The organism is Corynebacterium sp. HMSC056E09, assembly GCF_001813425.1.
Taxonomy (GTDB): domain Bacteria; phylum Actinomycetota; class Actinomycetes; order Mycobacteriales; family Mycobacteriaceae; genus Corynebacterium; species Corynebacterium hesseae.
Genome location: NZ_KV812521.1, coordinates 921 through 19,718 on the forward strand (window position 1 = coordinate 921; position 18,798 = coordinate 19,718).

Consider the following 18,798-nt stretch of genomic DNA (forward strand, 5'->3'; position numbering starts at 1 on the left):
CCGCCAACCGAAAGATGGTTGACGGGCACATCGGCGATCCTTAAGTCAGCGCACTCGTCAGCCTAGGACAGGTTGAGACGAAAACCGGTGATCCCTGCCTGAACTTCCCCGGAATAATGGGTGCACTGGTTCTAATTCAATACCGTGCACATAAAAGACTTGTTATCGTACTAGTAGCTACAGTGACCGAAGTTTTCACGCATGAAAGGACCACTCGTGACCAACCAAGTAAGCGTGTGGAAGATTGCCACTTCAATCGCAGTCGCGGGCAGCATCCTCCTGCTTATTCTTTACGTGGGCCTAAGCCGCTATTACAACTCACAAGAGCTCGCCATGCTTGTGGACGGCGCCACCGCCAACGGCCAAGACTACTCGGTGACAATCCACAATCAGCTCACCGGCAGCTACTCCTTTAACGCCCAGTAGGCAGGCTGAAGGCACCATATCAAACCGGGCGCTTTCAGCCTCCAACAGCGCAAGTTCGCCCTGATCAGCACCAATACCTCCAGACAGTGATGGTGGCCCGACCGGTACCGGAGGTGCTCGATGCGTTAGTCGGCGTCCGTGGACAGCGCCGCCACGAAGGCCTCCTGCGGCACGGAAACGGAACCGATGGACTTCATGCGCTTCTTACCGGCCTTCTGCTTCTCCAGCAGCTTGCGCTTACGGGAGATATCGCCGCCGTAGCACTTGGCCAGCACGTCCTTGCGCATGGCGCGGATGTTTTCACGCGCGATGATCTTGGAGCCGATGGCCGCCTGGACGGGGACCTCGAACTGCTGGCGCGGGATGATCTCCTTGAGCTTCTTCGTCATCTTATTGCCGTACCACTGCGCGGAATCACGGTGCACAATCGCGGAGAAGGCATCCACCGGATCACCGTTGAGCAGGATATCCACCTTCACCAGGTCCGCCAGCTGTTCGCCGGCCTCCTCGTAGTTGAGGGAAGCGTAGCCCTTGGTGCGGGACTTCAGCATGTCGAAGAAGTCGAAGATGATTTCACCCAGCGGCATGGTGTAGCGCAGCTCCACGCGGTCCTCAGACAGGTAGTCCATGCCACCCATCTGGCCGCGCTTGGACTGGCACAGCTCCATCGTCGGGCCCACAAACTCCTCCGGCACGATGATGGTCATCTTCACAATCGGCTCGTGAACCTCACGCAGCTTGCCCGCCGGCCAGTCGGAGGGATTGTGCACATACGATTCCTCGCCGTCTTCTGCCACCACGCGGTAGGTCACCGACGGGGCGGTGGAAATCAGGTCCAATCCAAACTCGCGCTCCAAACGGTCACGCGTGATTTCCATGTGCAGCAGGCCCAAGAATCCACAGCGGAAGCCGAAGCCCAGGGCCACGGAGGTCTCGGGCTCGAAGGTGAGGGAGGCGTCGTTAAGCTGCAGCTTCTCCAGTGCATCGCGCAAGTCCGGGAAGTCTGCCTGGGAGATCGGGAACAAACCCGAGTACACCATGGGGTTCGGGTCGGCGTAGCCCTTGAGCGGCTCGCTCGCGCCATTCGACGCCCACGTAATCGTGTCACCCACCTTGGTCTCACGCACGTTCTTTACGCCGGTAATGAGGTAGCCCACCTCGCCCGGGCCTAGGCCCTCGCACTTCTGCATGGTCGGTGAAACAATGCCCACCTCCAGAAGCTCGTGGTTGGCGCCCGTGGACATCATAGTGACCTTCTGGCGCGGGGTGAGCTTGCCGTCCATCATGCGGATGTAGGTCACCACGCCGCGGTAGGTGTCGTAGACCGAGTCGAAGACCATGGCACGGGCCGGAGCATCGGGCCCGAACTCGGAGGTGGGCGCCGGGACAAGCTCCGCAACCTTGTCCAGCAACTCCGCCACGCCCTCGCCGGTCTTACCGGAGACGCGCAGCACCTCTTCCGGCTCGCAGCCGATGATGTGGGCGATCTCCAGGGAGTACTTCTCCGGGTCGGCCGCGGGCAAGTCAATCTTGTTAAGGACCGGGATGATCTCCAGGTCATTCTCCATGGCCAGGTAAAGGTTGGCCAGGGTTTGGGCCTCGATGCCTTGGGCGGCGTCGACAAGCAGGATGGCGCCCTCACACGCCTCCAGCGCGCGGGAGACCTCGTAAGTGAAGTCCACGTGGCCGGGCGTATCGATCATCTGCATGACGATCTCCTCCCCCTTCAGGGGACCGGACTGGGGAATCCAGGGCAGGCGCACGTTCTGCGCCTTAATGGTGATGCCGCGCTCGCGCTCGATATCCATGTTGTCGAGGTATTGGTCGCGCATGTCGCGCTCCTCTACCACCTGCGACAACTGCAGGATGCGATCAGCCAGCGTCGACTTGCCGTGGTCGATGTGGGCGATAATGCAGAAGTTTCGGATCTTGGACGGATCCGTAAACGTAGTAGCCGCGAAGTTTGTAGACATGCGTTTAGAATAGACGACATGTCTAGGTTGGCCCGCATTCTCGGCATCGGAGGCCCCGAGCCTGTCGACGCCGGCCTCGAGCGCATCACCGAACGCTTGGGGTTGAACCAAAACGATTCCGTGACGGAACCCCGCAAGGCCGCCGATATCCGCGTCGAGGCCGCCTCCGCCCACCCGCGCAGCGTCTTCTTCACCCCCGACATGGACGGGCAGGCTGACTCCGGGGAGGTCGTGTGGGTGTGGGCGCCCTCCGATGGCAAGCAATCCCCGCCGCGCGAGCGCGCAGTGCTGATTGTCTCCCGCACGCGTACCACGGTGCTCGGCCTTCTCATCTCCTCCAACCCGGGTCACGCGAACAAAGAAGAGTGGCTCGATATCGGCACCGGCGAGTGGGATGAAACCGGCCGGCAATGCTGGGTGCGGATGGATCGAGTGCTGGAGATTTCGGAGGAACAGTGCCGCCGGCAGGGAACGCTCTTTCCGGAACGCCGCTTCGAGCGCATTGCCAACCGCCTGCGCTCCCGCTATCACTGGGCGTGATTTGGGGATTTAGCCTGCGCCCTGATAAATTTCTTGGGATGCCGGGGCACGCTGGCGGTCAGGACCTTGGGTCCGCCTTCCTCGGTAAAGAATTCCTACGACTCTAAGAGGTATATCGATGGCAAACATCAAGTCCAAGCAGAAGCGCATCCTGACCAACGAGAAGTCTCGTCAGCGCAACAAGTCCGTACGCTCCGCCGTGCGTACCGAGATCCGCAAGTTCCGCGAGGCCGTCGCCGCTGGTGACAAGGCTGCAGCCGAGAAGCAGCTGCGCGTTGCTTCCCGCGCACTGGACAAGTCCGTGTCCAAGGGCGTCTTCCACCGCAACACCGCGGCTAACAAGAAGTCCGGTATGGCCAACGCCTTCAACAAGATGGCCTAAATGAAACCGCTCCTGAAGTGGGTGGGGGGAAAGCGCCAACTGCTACCCATTATCCACTCCATGCTGCCCGAGAGCTTCGACGCTTATGTCGAGCCTTTCTTGGGCGGCGGGGCGGTTCTTTTTTCTTTGGCGCCCGAACGCGCCCGGGTCAATGACCTGAACACCGAGCTCATCACCGTCTACGAGGTGGTCCGCGATGACGTGGACGAGCTCATTGCCCTTTTAAAGGGCTATCCGAATGATTCGGATTTCTTCTACGAGATGCGCGCCCGCGACCGCGAGCCGGAGTTTGCGCACTTGAGTCCCGTGGAGCGGGCTGCACGCACGATTTATTTGAATAAGACCTGCTACAACGGTCTTTATCGGGTGAATAACTCGGGTCAGTTCAACGCCCCGTTTGGCCGCTATGCCAACCCGAAGATCTGTGATGAGCCGAATCTGCGCGCGGTTTCGGAGTACCTGTCCTCCCACGACGTGACGTTCTATAACGGCGATTATGCCGCGGTGGAGGCCAACGAGGGGGATTTTGTTTACTTCGATCCGCCATACGATCCGGTCAACCCCACGAGCAATTTCACCGGCTATCAGTCGGGGGGCTTCGGCCGCGAGGACCAGATTCGGCTGAAGGAAACCTGCGATGCCCTTACTGCGCGCGGGGTGAAGTTCCTGCTGTCGAATTCGGCGACGGACTTCATCAAGGAGCTGTACGCGGACTATCGCATCGAGATCGTGGGGGCTACGCGCGCGGTGAATTCCGTGGCGTCGAAGCGCGGCAAGGTCGATGAGGTGCTCGTGCGCAATTATGCTTAACGACGCCGCCTGGGACCGTGTCTATCCCCACCTCGCCGCCGACATCGCGGACCAGGGCTATGTGGTGTTGCCCGCCGCGAAGCTCAAGGAGCTTTCCGGGCGCGAGCCGCGGTTGATGGCCAAGCACGATTTTTCCGCCGCGCGCCCCGAGGTGCTTCGCCAGCACGGGTTGTCCATGCTGCCGATTCGCCGCGATGCCTACCTGATTGGCCGCTTTGACCTGTACCAGCCTTTCCCGGAGGAGGCCGGGCCGCTGAAGTCGATGCCGGTTCCGGGGCACATCCAGTCCATTGACTTCGAGAACTTGACCTCGGAGGCCGCAGCGTTGACCGCAGCGCACTTAAGCGGCATGCTTGATGATTTCTTGGGCGGTGAGTTGGTACCGACCGTCAGCGGGCGCATGTCGACGCTCACGCTGCCCATGCGGGTCGGCGGACGCGATATCGAGGTGGACCGCGCCCAGATGGAGATCGACGCCGGCTTCGAATCCGCCGAGCACCTCGTGCTCGTGGAGGCGAAGAACCACATCTCCCCCGACTTCAACATCCGTCAGCTCTACTTCCCTTTCCGCCGCTTCTCGCGGGCACTGGATAAAGAAGTGGTGCCGGTGTATCTGGTCTATTCCAATGGCATCTTTCACTTCTACCGCTATGTGTTTAGGCAGCCGGAGGACTTCCGCAGCATCGAGCTGGTGAGCGCGGCGCGCTACGTTTTGGGCGAGTCCGGTGTGACTGATGCGGCGGTGCGCGAGGTTCTGGAGCACACGAAGGTCGAGGGCACGCGCGTTCCCTTCCCCCAGGCGGATTCCTTTGCCCGCGTCATCAGCTTGCTGGAGAACCCCGTGCCGAAGGCGGAGATGCCCGAGGCCTTCGGCTTTACCCCGCGCCAGGCTGATTACTACACCAACGCCGCCCGCTACTTAGGTTTGACCAAGCTCAGCGGCACGCGCGACGAGCGCAACCTCGCCCTCGTTGAGGCGCTGGCCTCGCGGCCGGTGTTCCGGGAGATGGTGCGGTTTGTCGTCGATAAGCACTGCGCGCTGAGCAAGGCCGAGGCGGCCGGGTTCATGCGCGCGGCCAACCTTGGCCTGAGTGAGACGACCCTACGCCGCCGCTCCGCCACGGTCGCGGCGTGGTCCCAGTGGCTCAAAGAACTACTCGATCAGTCCTAGGCGGCCTGGATACCGGCCCACACCAACGCACAGCCGGCCACCACGAAGAAGGCACCGGAACCGATGTCGATCCACGGGCCGGCGGCCAACAGGCGGCGGCGGATCGCGCGGGTCGAGATGACCGCCGAGAGGACAACGAAGAGCAGGTAGCTCGACAGGGACAGGCTCAACACCAAGGCCACCGAAAGCCACACCGGCGGGTGCGGCGGCAGCAGCGGGGCGATCATGGCGGCGAGGAAAAGCACGATCTTTGGGTTGGACAGGTTGGTGGCCAACCCCGTGCGGAAGACCTTGCCCACCGAACCCAAGCGGGCGGCGGCCTCCTCCTCATCCACCGGCGGCTGCTTGCGCAGCTCTAGCCCGGAGCGAATGGACAGCACGCCCATGAAGACGAGGAAGCAACCGCCAATCACCTGAATCAGGGAGAGAACTCCCGGGAAGGCGGTCAGCAAAGCGGCCGCGCCAAACACAGTCAGCGTGCACCAGAACAGCACGCCGACCTGAATGCCCGTCGACGCCGCGATGGCGTGGCGGCGCGAGCGCGTGGCATAGCGTGTCACCAGCACAATGTCGGGGCCGGGTGCCGCCGCGCCGACGAGGTTCATGAGGAGGATGGCCGCAAACGCGGACCAGCTCATGACAGGCGCTCGAGAAGATCCTCACGGCCGAACATGCGAGCCGAGTCGAGGGCATTTGGCTGGCCGGCAGTGGGGTCGGCGCCGGCGTCGAGAAGGGCGTCGATCACCGCGTCTTCCTTCTTGAAAATAGCCCCGGCCAACGGCGACTGGCCGCGATCGTTGAGGAGGTTGACGTCGGCACCCGCCGCGGCGAGCTGGCGCACCAGCTCCGCATGGCCGTGGTAGGCGGCGAGCATGATGAAGGACTGCCCGTCCTGGTTCACCATGTCCACGTTGACGCCCTGCTTGATGTACTCGAGCAGCGTGGCATCGCCGTTGCGGGCAAAATCGAAAAGCTTGGTGGCAAAGTTCTGGATGTCATCCATGGAGGGTTAGTCTAGCGCGCCAGCTCCGCCACCCGCTTAACGGCCGCCTCGATGGCGAAGTCCTCGTCCCCGCCCTGACCCTTGACCGCGGCATCCAGCTCCGACATGAGGATCACGGCCTTGGTGATATTCTCTCCCGACCAGCGCCGCGCCACCGGCTGGGTGAGCTTGATGGCATAGGGCGCCATGCCGGTCTGGGAGGCCAGGGAATACTGATCCCCGCGCGCGGTGTAGAGGCGCGCGATGTTGCCCACCTTGTTCGCCAGGGCAGATGCAATGGCCACGGGGCTCGCCCCCAACTGCAGCGCGCGGCGGCACGTGGACACCGCCGCCTCCACGCGGCCTGCCACAGCGGCATCCGCGATATCCCAGTTGGCCACCTCGGCCACACCTACGTAGTACGCGTGCACCGCCTCGCGGGTCACCTTGCCGCCTGTGTCGAAGACGAGCTGCGAGATGGCGGAGGCGAGCTCGCGGAGGTCGGAGCCGACGCCGTCGAGAAGCGCCTGCACCACATCCGGTGTAGGCCGCACCCCATGCGAGGCGAACTCACGCGTAGCCCACTGCGCGAGCTCGTTCGGGTAGAGGGAAAAGACCTCATGCACCTCGGCCGTCTTGCGCAGCGCCGCGATGAGCTCCGGCGGCTTCTTCTTTTTCTTCAGCGTCTTCGCCGTCACCGAGTACATCAAAATGAGCGTGATACCGGGCATGGGGTTAGCGCAGGCGTCGAGGAGGATCTTCGTGACCTCCTTGCCGGCCCTCTCCACGTCGCTGATGACGATGACGCGGTCCTCCCCAAACAAGGAGGGGCTGGTGGCTTCCAGGATTTCGCCCTCGCTGACCTCGGAGGCCTTGAGCTTGGTTACCTCACCTTGTTGGATGGACAGGCGGGCGCGCTCGGCCAGGAATTCATCATCACCGAGGATGAGGTGCACGGGGGCAGAAGACATGCCTGTCATCTTAGCAACGCCGCAATGACCCACCCGCCAAGTAGGAGCATCGCGACGGGCCCCGCCGCCACGGTGGTCACCGGCATGGAGGAGGCGACGAAGTGGATCCAATCCGCCAGCGGCTCAATAAGGATCACCAGGGGCCTGCCCCACCCCACCTGCGCCAGGACGGCGGCGATGAGCCCCACGACGGTGATAATAGGCACGACCGGGGCCACCAGCACGTTGGCAATGACTGACACCACCGAGACCCGCCCGCTCATCAGCGCAATGAGCGGCATGGTCACGATGTCCGCGGCGATGGCGACCGCAAAGGCCCGGGCCACGATGCCCGTGCCCAGCACCCGCAATAGCAGCGGGCTGAGTACTACGATGCCGGCGGTGGCCGCGACGGAGAGCGCGAAGCCGAAGCTGACCGCTAGGTCGCTGTCCGCCGCGAGCAGAAAGAGCACGCCAAGAGCCAGGGCATGGAGCGGTTCCATCTTCGAGGAGCTGAGCACCGCCGCCAGTCCCGCCAGCCCGGCGACGGTGGCGCGCTGGACGGAGGGTTCCCACCCCACAAGTGCCACGAACAACGCCAACGCGCTTGCCGACGCCCCCACTCTCACCCGCTGCCCCGGCACCACCAACGCGGCCGCGGTGCACACGATGGCAACGTTGGAGCCGGACACAGCACTCAAATGCGATAGACCCGTGTCGATGTAGAGCTGCTTATCCTCGGGGCTTTGCAGGCTGGTATCGCCCAAGACCATGCCGGGGATGAGGCCGTTGTCACACACGGCGCGGAAGTTTTCCGCGACCGTCGCCGTCCAGCTGTGGGCGTGCGCGGTGAGCTCACCACTAAAGACGGTTGTGCCCACCCCTACCTGATCCGAGGGGCCGGGGTGGCCGTGCACCGTCACCAGCGAGCCGCCGAAGGCCTCCGGTTCCTCCTTAAGGAAGACCGGCAGCTGTGCCGGGTAGCCCGGCACGCGCAGCCGCACCATCCACCCGGATGCCGTCTGAACCGGGTCGGCGGCGAGCTTTCCCGTCACCTCCGAGCCGAAGTGAAATGCCGCGGCGCGCACCGAGCGCACATAAGCCAGGGCGGCGAAGATGACCCCGCTCGCCGCACATAGGATGCCCTGCCCGCGCCACTGACCGCGCGCTAGCGCGAAACACACCAGCCCGCCCAACAACCACGGATGGCCGAAAAGCACGGCGAGCGTGGCCAGCCACGCCACCACCGCGGCGGGCACGAGCCGCAGCTCTCTCACGGCCGGACCTTGTCCTTCAGCTTCGCGAACTTCGCCGGGCCAATGCCTGAAACGTCCATGAGCTGCTCCACGGTGGTGAAGCTGCCGACCTCCTCGCGGTGCGCGATGATCGCCGCCGCCGTGGCCGGGCCAATACCCGGAAGCTCCGTCAGCTCCTCCTCGCTGGCGGAGTTGAGGGAGATAGTGTCTTCGGCCGCAGCGCCTGGGGCAGCGGGTGGAGCGCCGACGGTGATCTGCTCGCCGTCGTTAAGCTTCTGCGCCAGGTTGAGGTTATCGGTGGGCACGCGCGGGCGCGCCACCTCGAGGGCGTCGTTAATGCGCGCGCCCGGCGCCAAGGTCACCAGCCCGGGCTGCTCTACCTCACCCACGACCGCAACCACGATATCCGCCGCTGCCTCGCTGCTCGGCGCGGCAACCTCATAGGGGTTCTCCGCACTGCGGCTCGCCCCCAGCCAGGCCAGAAGTGCAACGCCAGCCACGCCTACAACAGCCAGCGCCAACCAGGGCGGGACGCGCACGCGCGGGAAGTCGACGTTGAGCAGTTCTTCTTCCCCGGTCGGGCGGGTGAGGTCGCGGAGGCGATCAGCAATGGCATTCATGCCCGCGACGCTACGCAGCGCCCACACCCCCGTCGAGGGCTTAAGCCGCAGCCTGTGGATAACTTGTTGAAGACGTCAACAACGTCTTTAGCTCGGCTCCGCCGTCAGCTAAAGACCGCGGAGACGCCGATGGCACCGGGGCCGACGTGGACTGCGAGGACGTCGGTAAGCGGCACCAGCATGAAGGAGGAATCCGGCAGGGCCAAGCGCAGCAGGTCCTCCAGCCGGCGTGCCGAGACCTTATCCTCGTTGTACTGCACCGCGATGAAGGCCGGCTTGCCCTCGGCGCGGGAGGCCACCAGATCCACCAGCTTGGTAAAGGCCTTGGTTTGGGTGCGGGTCTTGCCCACCATCTCCAGCTTGCCGCCCTGAATGGCCATGATCGGCTTGGTGGCCAGCAGCGCAGTGGACAGCATCGCCGTGGCCGCGGACATGCGCCCGGAGCGGCGAAGCTCCTCCGTCGAGCTGAGGTAGACCAAAGTGTGCCCGCGCTCAAGGGTGTTGATGGCTGCGGCATAGCACTCGTCGAGCGAAGCGCCCTCTTGCGCAAGCTTGGCCGCCGCCATGGCAGCCGCGCCCATCGCCATGCCGGCGGTGCCGGAATCGATAACACGCACGGTGTCCGGGAAAACGCCGGAAGCGGTCACCGCCGCCGACCACGTCGAGGACAGCTCCTTCGAGAGATGAATGGCCAGCACACCATCATCACCGGAGCGCTCCATCTGCTGCCCGTATAAAGCAGCCAACTCGAGGGCAGTCAAACCGGACGTGGACAGCTCCGCGCCATCCTTGCCATGGCTTTCCATGACGTGCAGGTCCACGACGCAGATACCGAGCTCCTCGACGATATCCGCCGGCAAGCCCGCGGCGGAATCGGTAACAACGCGGATCACTAGACGTCCGCCCCCGCGCCCCCGATGACGGCGCCGCCCATATTCCAGCCATCGAAGTACCACTGGGCGCGGCCGACGTTCTCCGGGGTAAATTCCAGTGGGGAGAGCGGCCGTGCAGCATCAAACTCGGGCCGTGCGGTCAGCTGCGACCAGTGCGTATTCTTCAGGCCGGACAGGATCCCGTACTGGTGGTGCTCCAGGCCCAGCAGGTGGCAGGTCAGCGCTGAAATGGCGCCGCCGTGCGCGACGACGAGGACAGCCCCCTCATCCCACTGCGGGTGATTCTGCATGAGCTCATCAATCACGGGGCGGGCACGGTTGGCCACATCGACGCGGCTTTCGCCCTGCGGCGGCGCCCAGGTGGGGTCGTGGCGCCACAACGCACGCGCCCCAGGAAACTGCTCATCTACTTCAGCGGAGGTCATCCCCTGCCACTCACCAAGGTGGGTTTCGCGCAGACGCTTATCGACGGACACCTCAAGCCCCAAGCGCCGAGCAATAATCTCTGCGGTATCACGGGCACGGATGAGATCCGAGGAGACAATAGCGGTGATGCCTTTGCCCTCGAGCAGATCGGCCGCGGCACGGGCCTGGGAGTGGCCCGCTTCCGAAAGCTCGGTGTCCAAGTGCCCCTGCATCCGGCCGGTGGCGTTGTACGTCGTTTGGCCGTGGCGGATGAGGAGGAGGCGGCGGGTCATAATTCGTCGTCTTCCGGCTCTGGCTGGGCCAGGGGAAGCTCATCGAAGGAGTCGATGTCGCGCGGGTTGACGTCATTGGACCACTCGCCGGGGCGCTCCGGGGTGTCTACACCGGGGATGTCGAGAAGCGGACAATCGTGGTAGAGGCGGTCCAGGCCATAGAACTCGCGCTGATCGTTGCGCTGGACATGGACCACGATGGGGCCGTAATCGAGCAGAACCCACCGGTTCTCGCGGTTGCCTTCGCGGCGCTTGGGCTCGAAGCCCTGCTTGGTCAGCTCGTCTTCAACTTCCTCCACAATGGAGGCCACCTGGCGCTCGGTATCGGCGGAGGCTAAGACGAAGACCTCGGTAATCGCCAGCACGTCGGAAACATCAATAGCAGCGATGTTGGTGGCCAGTTTCTCATCCGCAGCCAGGGCGGCGGTTTCCGCCATGCGGCGTGCTTCATCAGTAATCGACATGACAATCCCTACACAAGTACTTTTCTGCTTAAGAACTCTAGTCTTACACGACAAGGCTCATTTTCCTAGTCGAATTCCCCCGCCCGACTACCGGAAAGGCACAGACGTTACAGGGGCTTTTCCGGGTGCGGACCATAGAGGTGGTTCTTGGCAATGTATTGCACCACCCCATCCGGCACGAGGTACCACACCGGCTGGCCCTGCTGCGCGCGGGAGCGGCAATCAGTAGAGGAAATGGCCATGGCGGGGATTTCAATCAGCTCGATGTCATCCTGGGAATCCTGCGGCAGCATGTCCTTGCGCAGGTCATAGCCGGGGCGGGTCACGCCAACGAAATGGGCCATCTCCAGCATCTCTTCCCAGTTACGCCAACTCATGATGGACGCCACCGAGTCGGCACCAGTAATGAAGAAGAGTTCGGCGTCCGGGAAGATTCCGCGCAGATCACGCAGCGTATCGATGGTGTAGGTGGGCCCCTCACGGTCGATGTCCACGCGGGAGACAGTAAAGCGCGGGTTCGACGCCGTGGCCACCATGGTCATCAGGTAGCGGTGCTCGGCGGCGGTGACCTGCTTATCGGCTTTTTGCCAGGGCTGGCCGGTGGGGACGAAGACCACCGTGTCGAGGCGGAAACGGTGGGCTACCTCGCTGGCGGCGACGAGGTGACCGTTATGGATGGGGTCAAAGGTGCCGCCCATGATGCCGATGCGTTGCGGACTAGTCATGGCTGGTGAGTATACCGGCCACGGAGTCGATGACCTGCATGTCCTGCCCGGAAGGCTCCGCCAAGAAATAGGAGGCATGGCGCTCGGCCTTGGTGGCCAGAGCGCGGTTAGCGGCGTCGAGGGAGAAATCGCAGACGAAATCCCCTTCCAGGCAATAATCGACGTAGCGCTGCGCCGGCAGCCCGGTGCGGTTCTTAGCCCACGGCACCTGGTGCAAGGGATTGCCAAAGGTGAGCACACCATGCAGGCGCCCAGATTCTGCGAGGTACTCCTCCGTGCTCGTCGCGACGAGCGCTCCTTGCGAATAGCCAGCGGCTACCCAACGCGGGTGGCAGCCGGTGGTGGCCTCATAGTTGTCCACCACCTTCGGCGCATTCCGGGCCCCGGTACGCAGGCTGTCGGCAGCTCCAAACGTCACCGAATACGCCATCTCCCCGAGGGAGTGTTCCTGGAGAATCCCGAGCGCTCGCTGCACAAGCTGAAGCGGGCCCAAGTCTTCCCCCTCCTGTGCCAAGGGCGGCAGGTTCATCGAGGCCGGGTAGGCCTCCGGCCCTAAAGCCAGCACGTAGACGTCATCCATTGTGCCGGGGTGGCGCTGCTCTACCTGATGGAACAGGGCGGCAAAGTTGCGCCCCTCAAAGCCGGTGGATTCCGGCGCACGTTCGGAGTAACGCTGCGGGCCTACGTATTCGCCCTGCTCCTCGTTCTGGTCTGAACCGCGTGCGACAAGCACCACGGTGTCGGGGCACGTGCCAACACCGCTCGCCGAGGCCACCGGCGCGCTGAGAAGGGACGCCGCCGTGCCAAGGGCGGCAGCTACACAGGAAACACGAAAAGAAAGAGACTTCATTCTTTCCTGTTTAGCGGAAACGGACGCCATCTACCATGCGGCCGATGGAATCGTAGACCTGGTTATCCCACTGGTGATTGGTGAAGAAGTACTGGCCATGGGAGCCGCCGGTGGGCTTGGCGGCGTAGAGGGTCTGGGCGGAGAGGTCGCACACGGCGTCGAGCGGCAGGCAGTAGTCCACGCGGCTGACGTTGGCGCGCATCTGCGGGAAGTAGCCCATCGGGCCGCCCGCGCCCTGGGTTGCGCCGACGACGGCCGGGTCCCCGGCGCGGGTCAGCGGGTTACCGAAGGTCACGACGCCAGCGAGCTGACCGCGGCGGGCCAGTTCCACCTCGTGGTTGGCCAGAATCATGGCGCCCTGGGAGTAGCCGGACAGGATGTATTGCGGGTGGCAACCGGTGGCGGCTTCATAGTTGTTGATCGCGCTGGTCACTCCACGATTGCCGGTCTGCACGGAGTACATGAACTGGTTAATGGCGGAGACCGCGGTGTTGATGACCGGGTTGGCGTACTGCGTGGCCAGGCGCACGAGGTCAGCCGCGGTGTTCGGAACCGTCTCGTTCGGAACAGAGTATTCCGGGTAGGTCGCCGGATAGTACTGCGGCTCCAGGCCCAGCACGTAGACGTCCTTCATCAACGAATTTCCACCGTGAGTGGCCTGGTAGCGTGCCTCGGCGCCCTGCAGCATGGCGCGGATGGATTCGCCCTCCCATCCATTGGAAGCGCGGCCACCCTGGTTCGAATACTGCGTGGGGTAAACCTGACCGTTTTGGCCAGAGCCGCGCGCGGCGACGACGACCACTGCGGGGCACTGTTCGTCAGCGTGCGCGGCGGGTGCGGAGATGGTTTGCGGGACAATGAAGGCGGACACGGCCATGACGGCGGCGGCCACGGAGGAAGCAATGCGGGACAGCATGGGAGAAGGCACCATTCAGTTCTTTGTTATTACCGCGCTTTAGAATACCCAGTGCTCCCCCGGCGCGCAGCACGAACCCCGCGCAAGGCAGACAATCTACTCGAAAAGTTTTCGAGTAGATTGCTTTGCGCAGGTCAACCTCGAAAAATTCTTTTCGAGTAGCTTTCGAGTACCTTTCGAGTAGCTTTTCTAGCTGTCCCTAGGGGCGGGTCTGGCCGGTGCCCTGCAGCACCCACTTGGTGGATGTTAGCTCCGGCAGCGCCATCGGGCCGCGCGCATGCAGCTTCTGGGTGGAGATGCCGATTTCGGCGCCCATGCCGTAGACCTCGCCATCGGTAAACGCGGTGGCGGCGTTGAGCATGACCGCTGCGGCATCCACCTCGTTGGCGAAGGTCAGCAGCACGTCAGCATCCTGGGCCGCAATGGCCTCGGTGTGGCCGGTGGTGTACTCGGCAATGTGCGCGATGGCGCCGTTGACGCCGTCGACCACCTTGGCGCAGATATCCATGGAGAGGAATTCTTCGCGCCACTCCTCGTCGGTGGCCTCCACGGCGTCCTCAACGCCGAAGGCCTCGAGCTCCTTCACATCGCCGTGGATGGTCACGCCTGCCTCCTGAAGGGAGGTGATGATGCGGAGCTTGGAGGCGTCGTCAAGGGCAGCGTCGATCAGCACGCACTCCGTTGAGTTACACACAGAGGGACGGCGGGTCTTGCCGTTGATCACCATGTCGACGGCCTTGTCCAGGTCAGCGGAGGCATCGACATAGAAGTGGCAGTTGCCGGTACCGGTCTCGATGGCGGGGACGGTGGCGTTTTCCACCACGGCGTTGATAAGGCGCGCGCCGCCACGCGGGATAACCAGGTCCACCAGTCCGCGGGCGGTGATGAGGTCCTGCACAGAATCGTGGGACTCACAAGGCAGAAGCTGCACGCCTTCGCGCGGCAGATCAAACTCCACGAGGGTGTCCTGTAGGAGCTCGACGAGCTTGGCGTTGGAGTTCTTCGCGGACTTGGAACCGCGCAGAAGCGGCACGTTGCCGGACTTCAGGGCCAAGCCGAAGGCATCGACGGTGACATTCGGGCGGGCCTCGTAGACCATGCCCATCACGCCGAGCGGCACACGGACCTGCTTCATCTGGATGCCGTTATCCATGGTGCGACCCTGCAGGATCTCCCCTACCGGGTCCTGGAGGGAAGCTACCTGGCGTAGGCCGCCGGCAATGCCCTCGATGCGGGCGGCATCAAGCGACAAGCGGTCGATGAGGGATTCGGACATGCCGTTGGCGCGGCCGGCCTCGATATCGAGCTGGTTAGCAGCGAGGATGTCCTCGGTGTGCGCGATGAGGATTTCCGCGGCTCGGTTGAGGATTTCATTCTTGCGCGGGGTGGGCAGCTGCGCGAACTGCGGCGCCACCGCCTTGGCGGCGCGGGCTTTGGACAGAACTTCTTCACGTTCGGTGTTGCTCATGCCATACCAGCGTACGGAAGGTCTGCCTGCTTGTCAGGGATTCTGTGCAGCTATGGGCTTTAAGCAACGCCAGTCTTAGGCCCCGAGCTCGCGGCGACGCTCGGCGGCAGCACGCAGGCGCTCAGCGCGCTTTTTCTTTTCCCCTTCGGAAAGCTCATCGAAGAGCTCTTCATCCGACTCGCTGAACTTCAGCACCCCGCGCGCAGCCCAGGAAGCGAAGAACGCGATGACGGGCGAGATCCAGAAATAGCTCCAGTCGAAGACAAAAAGCCCAAGGAAGAGGGCGATCATCGCTACGGACCAAATGACGGAATCCGCTATCTGCACCTTGCGCCCGCGGGAGAGCATATCCTCTAGCTCCGCCTCGTGGCGGGTGGCGGGTGCTGTAGCACGTGGGGTGGAAAGCTCCGGCAGGTCCGCAAAGAGCTTTGCGACGTCTCCGCGCGTGCGCGCCGCGGCAGCCTCACCGGTGCGCTGCTCAAATTCATCCGGGCCCAACGCACCGTTGACGAAGTGTTGGCTCAACTGCTCCAGGGCCTCAGAGCGCTCCGCATCACCAACGCGGATATCGGGGTTCTCCATTAATAGCCTGCCTTCGGGTCAACCAGAGTAGGCAGCTTGTCCCCCGCCGCGAAAGCCTTGGCCACCTTGACGGTGTGCGCGCCAATCTTTTCTCGCACGGAGCGCTGCGTATTGGCAATGTGTGGGGTGATAACTACGCGCTTATCCTGCCACAGCGGGTGATCCTCCGGCAACGGTTCAGGGTCGGTGACGTCGAGTGCCGCACCCGCGATCTCCCCTGCCTCCAGTGCCGCGACGAGGTCCTCGGTGTTAATGAGCGGGCCGCGGCCCACGTTGACCACGACCGCGTGATCCGGCATCTGTTTAAAAGCCTCCGCGTCCACCATGTGGCGGGTCTCCGGGGTCAGCGGGGCGATAAGGACGAAGTAGTCTGCTTGAGGCCAGACCTTGTCCACTTCAGAAATCGGGTAAGTCTCCTCCGCGCCCTCAACAGGATTGCCGGAGCGGTTCACCGCGATGATGCGCGGCCCAAAGCCGGAGAGCATGCTGATCAGACGCTTGCCAATGCCACCGGCGCCAATAATGGCCACCGTCTTGTCGTCATAAAGATAGGAAGTGTGCGCCTCCATCTCTGCATAGGAATCAAACGTGCCGTTAACGCGACGGTGCGCATGCAGCTGCGCCAAGAGCAGCGCGATGGTGGATTCCGCTACCGTGTTGTCATAGACACCGGCGGCGTTCGACCACGGCACGCTGCTCCCCTTCATCACTTCAAGCACGTGGTCCACGCCCGCCGAAGGAATCTGCACGAAGCCAATGTTCTCCGGCAGCGGGTCCGGGAAGTCAGTGCCATCGCCGGTGTAGATGAGGAAGGAGGCCTCATCTAGCGGGGCGCGCTCAAAGCCCGCGGCGTCGAGCACCTCGATGGTTTCCTCCCAGGAGTGTGGTTCGATGGCGTACTTCATGTACATCCTCCTTAGCTAGTAGCCGGCGTCCGGGTCGACGCGGGTGGGCATATCCTCGCCGCGCTCCCACGCGGCGGCGTTGGCATTGAAGATAGCACCCAGGTGGTACTGGGCCACGTGATCTGAGGCCGCCATGTGCGGCGTCAGCGTGGCGTTGGGTAGATCGTAGAGCGGGTGGCCATCCGGAAGCGGCTCCGGGTCCATGACCTCCAGGCCCGCGCCGGCAATCTCGCCCGTGCGCAGAGCCTCTACGAGATCGTCCGTGACCACGGTGCTGCCGCGGCCGACGTTGACGAACACCGCCGAAGGCTTCATGGCGCGGAACACCGCTGCGTCGAAGAAGGCTTCCGTGGCGGCCGTCGCCGGCAGGATGCTCACGACGAAATCCGCTTTATCCCAGGCCTCGTCGGCGCGCTCGATGGGCAACGTCACGTCCGCTCCCTCTACCGGGCGGCCCGAGCGGTTCACCGCGGTGATGTGCACGCCGAAGGGCGCGAGGTAGGCCATGAGCTGCTTGCCGATGCCTCCCGCGCCCACGATGACCACATGCGTTGGCCCCTGCTGCTCATAGAGCCAGGCTTGGGATTCATCGAGCTCACGCGCCACCGACCAGGACTTCGCGAGGGCGAAAGCCTTGTGGTGGTGCGCCTGGGAGAGCATGAGCCCCAGTGCAGATTCCGCCACGGGCTTGGCAAAAGCACCCGCGGAGTTACACCACGGCAGGCCATCGCGCCGGATGAGCCCGGCATCGATGTGGCGGTTAACCCCAGTGAAGCAGTACTGCACCCACTTGATGTTCTCCGGAATCTCCGGGGTCTGCGCCGGGTCCGAGGCGGTATTCACAAAGACCTCGGCTTCCGCCAAACTTTCGACGCGCTCGTGTCCGGCTGCGTCGATATCTGCCACAGTTGCCGCCCACACGTCGGGGCCCATGAAATAGCGCATTAAATACGGGAGGCGAAGTTGGACAGGTAGTCGGCATGGACAACCGGGCGGCGCATATCCTCCGGCAGCTCATCGGTGTGCTTGCCCAGCAGGTTGTGCAGTGTGGTGGAGTCATAGCCCACCTCGCCGCGCCCGATGACCTGGCCCTTGGGCCCCATGATGTCCACGATCTCACCGGCGTTGAACTCGCCCTTAATGTCGGTAATGCCCACGGCCAGCAGGGAGTTTCCACCTCGGACCACGGCCTCCATGGCGCCCTCGTCCAGGCGCAGGGAGCCACCGGTATCCGCGCAGTACAGAGCCCAGAACTTCCACGCGGACAGACGGCGTTCCTCACGGGTGTGGAAGACGGTGCCTACGGAGGCGTCGTCAAGCGCCTGCCCGATATTATCCGCCGAGGTCAACAGCACCGGGATGCCGCCGCGCGTGGCCAGGCGGGCAGCGGAGACCTTCGTGGCCATGCCGCCGGTGCCGACCTTGCCGCCGTCACCAGCAACGACTGCCTTGAGGTCCTTGCCGGTGCGCACCTCCTCCACGAACTTGGCGTCCGGCTCGGCCGGGTTCTTGTCGTAGAGGCCGTCCACGTCAGAGAAAAGGAAGAGGGCATCCGCGCCGACCAGATTGGCCACGAGCGCAGAAAGGCGGTCGTTATCACCGAAGTGCATCTCGGAGGTGGCCACGGTGTCGTTCTCGTTGACGATGGGCACCGTGCGCATCTGGCGCAGACGGTCAATGGTGCGCTGGGCGTTGCGGGCGCGATCGCGCTTGCCGACGTCCGACGCGGTCAGCAGCACCTGGCCAATGGTGCGGTTATAGCGGGCAAAGGACACACCCCACTCGTAGGCCAGGTGCACCTGGCCCACCGCGGCGGCCGCCTGCTTGGTGGCCAAATCGGTGGGGCGGGTGGTCAGGCCCAGCGGCCCCATTCCGGCGGCCACGGCACCGGAGGAGACGATGATGATGTCGGAGACGTTCATGCGTGCGCAGACGGCGTCGACGATCTTGTCGATCTTCTCGGTGGAGGTCACGAAGTCATCGCGCGTTAGCGACGAGGATCCGATTTTGATGACGATGCGCTTGGCTTTGGAGATCTCCTCGCGCAGCGGCGAGGAGAAACCGCTGGATTTCTCCGATAGCGTGGTGGTCTCCGGGTAGTCCACGTCCGGGGTCGGCCCCTCGAAGGGTTCAAGGGGGAGAGGATAGTCGAGCTGGTTGTCGTGTTCGGATGACATACCGGCTCAG

General features: G+C 63.6%; 22 protein-coding genes. 5 read left to right on the forward strand and 17 right to left on the reverse strand.

Annotated features, from left to right (window positions below; translation table 11 throughout):
• Nucleotides 1-216 precede the first annotated feature (216 nt).
• The gene (locus HMPREF2912_RS11340; RefSeq protein WP_070519535.1) at nucleotides 217-426 is read left to right on the forward strand and encodes a hypothetical protein; all 210 of its coding nucleotides are present in this window, start codon (nucleotides 217-219) and stop codon (nucleotides 424-426) included.
• A 125-nt stretch (nucleotides 427-551) separates the two neighbouring features.
• On the opposite strand, the gene lepA is transcribed toward HMPREF2912_RS11340, so the two are convergent.
• Nucleotides 552-2,399, reverse strand: a complete 1,848-nt coding sequence (gene lepA / locus HMPREF2912_RS11345) for a translation elongation factor 4 (protein ID WP_070519533.1) — start codon at nucleotides 2,397-2,399, stop codon at nucleotides 552-554.
• Between the two features lie 18 nt (nucleotides 2,400-2,417).
• Here lepA and HMPREF2912_RS11350 point away from each other — a divergent pair, with 18 nt between their 5' ends.
• From HMPREF2912_RS11350 to HMPREF2912_RS11365, 4 genes are all read left to right on the forward strand, one after another.
• Nucleotides 2,418-2,939, forward strand: coding sequence for a type II toxin-antitoxin system PemK/MazF family toxin (locus tag HMPREF2912_RS11350; protein ID WP_070519531.1), 522 nt, complete (start codon nucleotides 2,418-2,420; stop codon nucleotides 2,937-2,939).
• 118 nt (nucleotides 2,940-3,057) lie between these two features.
• Nucleotides 3,058-3,321: a 30S ribosomal protein S20 gene (gene rpsT, locus HMPREF2912_RS11355; RefSeq protein ID WP_070519529.1), complete on the forward strand. Its 264-nt coding sequence runs from the start codon at nucleotides 3,058-3,060 to the stop codon at nucleotides 3,319-3,321.
• Complete coding sequence (locus tag HMPREF2912_RS11360; protein ID WP_070624508.1) at nucleotides 3,322-4,131, forward strand: DNA adenine methylase; 810 nt, start codon at nucleotides 3,322-3,324, stop codon at nucleotides 4,129-4,131.
• On the forward strand, nucleotides 4,124-5,302 hold the full coding sequence (locus HMPREF2912_RS11365) for a type II restriction enzyme (RefSeq protein ID WP_246816549.1): 1,179 nt from the start codon (nucleotides 4,124-4,126) through the stop codon (nucleotides 5,300-5,302). Before HMPREF2912_RS11360 ends, HMPREF2912_RS11365 begins: the two co-directional genes overlap by 8 nt.
• Here HMPREF2912_RS11365 and HMPREF2912_RS11370 read toward each other — a convergent pair.
• The 16 genes from HMPREF2912_RS11370 to proB all read right to left on the reverse strand — a co-directional run bounded on the left by HMPREF2912_RS11370 (nucleotide 5,299) and on the right by proB (nucleotide 18,788).
• Nucleotides 5,299-5,940, reverse strand: coding sequence for a LysE family translocator (locus tag HMPREF2912_RS11370; RefSeq protein WP_070519522.1), 642 nt, complete (start codon nucleotides 5,938-5,940; stop codon nucleotides 5,299-5,301). The genes HMPREF2912_RS11365 and HMPREF2912_RS11370 overlap by 4 nt on opposite strands.
• Nucleotides 5,937-6,305 carry an ankyrin repeat domain-containing protein gene (locus tag HMPREF2912_RS11375; RefSeq protein ID WP_070530472.1) on the reverse strand — a complete coding sequence of 123 codons (369 nt, stop codon included), beginning with the start codon at nucleotides 6,303-6,305 and terminating at the stop codon, nucleotides 5,937-5,939. Before HMPREF2912_RS11375 ends, HMPREF2912_RS11370 begins: the two co-directional genes overlap by 4 nt.
• Before the next feature lie 11 nt (nucleotides 6,306-6,316).
• Nucleotides 6,317-7,264, reverse strand: coding sequence for a DNA polymerase III subunit delta (gene holA / locus HMPREF2912_RS11380; RefSeq protein WP_070519517.1), 948 nt, complete (start codon nucleotides 7,262-7,264; stop codon nucleotides 6,317-6,319).
• On the reverse strand, nucleotides 7,261-8,511 hold the full coding sequence (locus HMPREF2912_RS11385) for a ComEC/Rec2 family competence protein (RefSeq protein ID WP_070684240.1): 1,251 nt from the start codon (nucleotides 8,509-8,511) through the stop codon (nucleotides 7,261-7,263). The genes holA and HMPREF2912_RS11385 overlap by 4 nt, the downstream gene beginning before the upstream one ends.
• On the reverse strand, nucleotides 8,508-9,110 hold the full coding sequence (locus tag HMPREF2912_RS11390; RefSeq protein ID WP_070684278.1) for a ComEA family DNA-binding protein: 603 nt from the start codon (nucleotides 9,108-9,110) through the stop codon (nucleotides 8,508-8,510). Before HMPREF2912_RS11390 ends, HMPREF2912_RS11385 begins: the two co-directional genes overlap by 4 nt.
• Before the next feature lie 104 nt (nucleotides 9,111-9,214).
• Nucleotides 9,215-10,003: a DegV family protein gene (locus tag HMPREF2912_RS11395; protein WP_070684242.1), complete on the reverse strand. Its 789-nt coding sequence runs from the start codon at nucleotides 10,001-10,003 to the stop codon at nucleotides 9,215-9,217.
• The gene (locus tag HMPREF2912_RS11400) at nucleotides 10,003-10,701 is read right to left on the reverse strand and encodes a histidine phosphatase family protein (RefSeq protein ID WP_070564677.1); all 699 of its coding nucleotides are present in this window, start codon (nucleotides 10,699-10,701) and stop codon (nucleotides 10,003-10,005) included. The genes HMPREF2912_RS11395 and HMPREF2912_RS11400 overlap by 1 nt, the downstream gene beginning before the upstream one ends.
• Entirely contained in the window at nucleotides 10,698-11,165 is a 468-nt protein-coding gene (gene rsfS / locus HMPREF2912_RS11405) for a ribosome silencing factor (protein ID WP_070519508.1), read from the reverse strand. The genes HMPREF2912_RS11400 and rsfS overlap by 4 nt, the downstream gene beginning before the upstream one ends.
• 107 nt (nucleotides 11,166-11,272) lie before the next feature.
• Nucleotides 11,273-11,890 (reverse strand): nicotinate-nucleotide adenylyltransferase, encoded by a 618-nt coding sequence (gene nadD, locus HMPREF2912_RS11410; protein ID WP_070684244.1) that lies wholly within the window; start codon nucleotides 11,888-11,890, stop codon nucleotides 11,273-11,275.
• Complete coding sequence (locus HMPREF2912_RS11415) at nucleotides 11,883-12,740, reverse strand: cutinase family protein (protein ID WP_070684246.1); 858 nt, start codon at nucleotides 12,738-12,740, stop codon at nucleotides 11,883-11,885. Before HMPREF2912_RS11415 ends, nadD begins: the two co-directional genes overlap by 8 nt.
• Nucleotides 12,741-12,750: 10 nt before the next feature.
• The gene (locus HMPREF2912_RS11420; RefSeq protein ID WP_070684248.1) at nucleotides 12,751-13,671 is read right to left on the reverse strand and encodes a cutinase family protein; all 921 of its coding nucleotides are present in this window, start codon (nucleotides 13,669-13,671) and stop codon (nucleotides 12,751-12,753) included.
• A 184-nt stretch (nucleotides 13,672-13,855) separates the two neighbouring features.
• Nucleotides 13,856-15,124 carry a glutamate-5-semialdehyde dehydrogenase gene (locus tag HMPREF2912_RS11425; RefSeq protein WP_070597451.1) on the reverse strand — a complete coding sequence of 423 codons (1,269 nt, stop codon included), beginning with the start codon at nucleotides 15,122-15,124 and terminating at the stop codon, nucleotides 13,856-13,858.
• A gap of 75 nt (nucleotides 15,125-15,199) precedes the next feature.
• A complete protein-coding gene (locus HMPREF2912_RS11430) occupies nucleotides 15,200-15,706 on the reverse strand; it encodes a DUF1707 SHOCT-like domain-containing protein (protein WP_070684251.1) in 507 nt (168 codons plus the stop codon).
• Nucleotides 15,706-16,611, reverse strand: a complete 906-nt coding sequence (locus tag HMPREF2912_RS11435) for a D-isomer specific 2-hydroxyacid dehydrogenase family protein (protein ID WP_070597449.1) — start codon at nucleotides 16,609-16,611, stop codon at nucleotides 15,706-15,708. Before HMPREF2912_RS11435 ends, HMPREF2912_RS11430 begins: the two co-directional genes overlap by 1 nt.
• A 15-nt stretch (nucleotides 16,612-16,626) precedes the next feature.
• Nucleotides 16,627-17,556 (reverse strand): D-isomer specific 2-hydroxyacid dehydrogenase family protein, encoded by a 930-nt coding sequence (locus HMPREF2912_RS11440; RefSeq protein ID WP_070597448.1) that lies wholly within the window; start codon nucleotides 17,554-17,556, stop codon nucleotides 16,627-16,629.
• Nucleotides 17,556-18,788, reverse strand: coding sequence for a glutamate 5-kinase (gene proB / locus HMPREF2912_RS11445; protein WP_070564657.1), 1,233 nt, complete (start codon nucleotides 18,786-18,788; stop codon nucleotides 17,556-17,558). Before proB ends, HMPREF2912_RS11440 begins: the two co-directional genes overlap by 1 nt.
• Nucleotides 18,789-18,798: the final 10 nt, after the last annotated feature.

Coding starts and splice junctions, on each gene's coding strand:
- lepA (WP_070519533.1), bottom strand. CDS start 2,399: ATGTCTACAAACTTCGCGGCTACTACGTTTACGGATCCGTCCAAGATC.
- HMPREF2912_RS11370 (WP_070519522.1), bottom strand. CDS start 5,940: ATGAGCTGGTCCGCGTTTGCGGCCATCCTCCTCATGAACCTCGTCGGC.
- HMPREF2912_RS11420 (WP_070684248.1), bottom strand. CDS start 13,671: ATGGTGCCTTCTCCCATGCTGTCCCGCATTGCTTCCTCCGTGGCCGCC.
- rpsT (WP_070519529.1), top strand. CDS start 3,058: ATGGCAAACATCAAGTCCAAGCAGAAGCGCATCCTGACCAACGAGAAG.
- HMPREF2912_RS11415 (WP_070684246.1), bottom strand. CDS start 12,740: ATGAAGTCTCTTTCTTTTCGTGTTTCCTGTGTAGCTGCCGCCCTTGGC.
- HMPREF2912_RS11430 (WP_070684251.1), bottom strand. CDS start 15,706: ATGGAGAACCCCGATATCCGCGTTGGTGATGCGGAGCGCTCTGAGGCC.
- HMPREF2912_RS11365 (WP_246816549.1), top strand. CDS start 4,124: ATGCTTAACGACGCCGCCTGGGACCGTGTCTATCCCCACCTCGCCGCC.
- HMPREF2912_RS11350 (WP_070519531.1), top strand. CDS start 2,418: ATGTCTAGGTTGGCCCGCATTCTCGGCATCGGAGGCCCCGAGCCTGTC.
- HMPREF2912_RS11390 (WP_070684278.1), bottom strand. CDS start 9,110: ATGAATGCCATTGCTGATCGCCTCCGCGACCTCACCCGCCCGACCGGG.
- HMPREF2912_RS11435 (WP_070597449.1), bottom strand. CDS start 16,611: ATGAAGTACGCCATCGAACCACACTCCTGGGAGGAAACCATCGAGGTG.
- HMPREF2912_RS11375 (WP_070530472.1), bottom strand. CDS start 6,305: ATGGATGACATCCAGAACTTTGCCACCAAGCTTTTCGATTTTGCCCGC.
- nadD (WP_070684244.1), bottom strand. CDS start 11,890: ATGACTAGTCCGCAACGCATCGGCATCATGGGCGGCACCTTTGACCCC.
- proB (WP_070564657.1), bottom strand. CDS start 18,788: ATGTCATCCGAACACGACAACCAGCTCGACTATCCTCTCCCCCTTGAA.
- rsfS (WP_070519508.1), bottom strand. CDS start 11,165: ATGTCGATTACTGATGAAGCACGCCGCATGGCGGAAACCGCCGCCCTG.
- HMPREF2912_RS11425 (WP_070597451.1), bottom strand. CDS start 15,124: ATGAGCAACACCGAACGTGAAGAAGTTCTGTCCAAAGCCCGCGCCGCC.
- holA (WP_070519517.1), bottom strand. CDS start 7,264: ATGACAGGCATGTCTTCTGCCCCCGTGCACCTCATCCTCGGTGATGAT.
- HMPREF2912_RS11440 (WP_070597448.1), bottom strand. CDS start 17,556: ATGCGCTATTTCATGGGCCCCGACGTGTGGGCGGCAACTGTGGCAGAT.
- HMPREF2912_RS11400 (WP_070564677.1), bottom strand. CDS start 10,701: ATGACCCGCCGCCTCCTCCTCATCCGCCACGGCCAAACGACGTACAAC.
- HMPREF2912_RS11360 (WP_070624508.1), top strand. CDS start 3,322: ATGAAACCGCTCCTGAAGTGGGTGGGGGGAAAGCGCCAACTGCTACCC.